Here is a 798-nt window from a genome sequence, read left to right as displayed (position 1 = left end):
ACATACGCTCGGATTTCGCCGGTCCTTCATGAAGCTGGCTTCCGGACGTTTTCGCCTTGGTTGCGGGGCTTCGGGCCGACATCGTTCCTGTCAAAAGAAATCATGCGCTCGGGCGAGATTGCCGCGATGGCGCAGGATGTGCTGGATTTTGCCGATGCGCTTGGCCTCAGCCGCTTTGCAGTCGTCGGACACGATTGGGGCGCCCGGATATCCTATCTGCTCGCGTCGGTTTTCCCGGACCGCATCAAGTGCTGTGCTGCGCTGTCGCTCGGCTGGCAACCAGGCAAACCAGCAACGCCGGCGCCCGGACAAGCGAAAGCATTTTGGTATCAATGGTTCATGGCGACGGCACGGGGCGCCGAGTTCGTACGAAACAACGGCAAGGAATTCGCCAGATACCAGTGGGACAGCTGGGGTCCATCAGGCTGGTTCGACGACGCTATTTTCGATGGTGTCGCGAGTTCGTTCGAAAATCCTGACTGGGCGGATGTGACGTTGCATTCCTATCGGGTCCGATGGGAAGAGGCCGAGCCCGATCCCCGCTATGCCGAACTCGCCCGCCGGCAAGCAGCGGTCAAGATCATCACGGTGCCGATCCTGACGCTTCATGGTGGCGCCGACCGCGTTGTGTTTGCCCAGTCCTCAGAGGGGCTCGAAGAGCATTTCACCGCGTTCTACAGGCGGGTGGTGCTGGATGGCATCGGACACTTCCCGACGCGTGAGGCTTCTGATCAGGTTTCGCGATTGTTGGCTGCGTTTCTCGACAGCCATGGCAAACGCTGAAGTGGGGTCGTCATC

General features: G+C 60.0%; 1 protein-coding gene. It reads left to right on the top strand.

Features of this window, described 5'->3' with window-relative positions:
- Positions 1–783, top strand: a 783-nt coding sequence (locus tag EN964_RS36050) for an alpha/beta fold hydrolase (RefSeq protein ID WP_164776533.1), incomplete at its 5' end; no start/stop codon positions are given.
- Positions 784–798 lie beyond the last annotated feature (15 nt).

It is taken from the genome of Mesorhizobium sp. M7A.F.Ca.CA.001.10.2.1, from assembly GCF_003998575.1.
Classification (GTDB): Bacteria; Pseudomonadota; Alphaproteobacteria; order Rhizobiales; family Rhizobiaceae; genus Mesorhizobium.
This window is presented reverse-complemented; position numbering and strand designations above follow the sequence as displayed.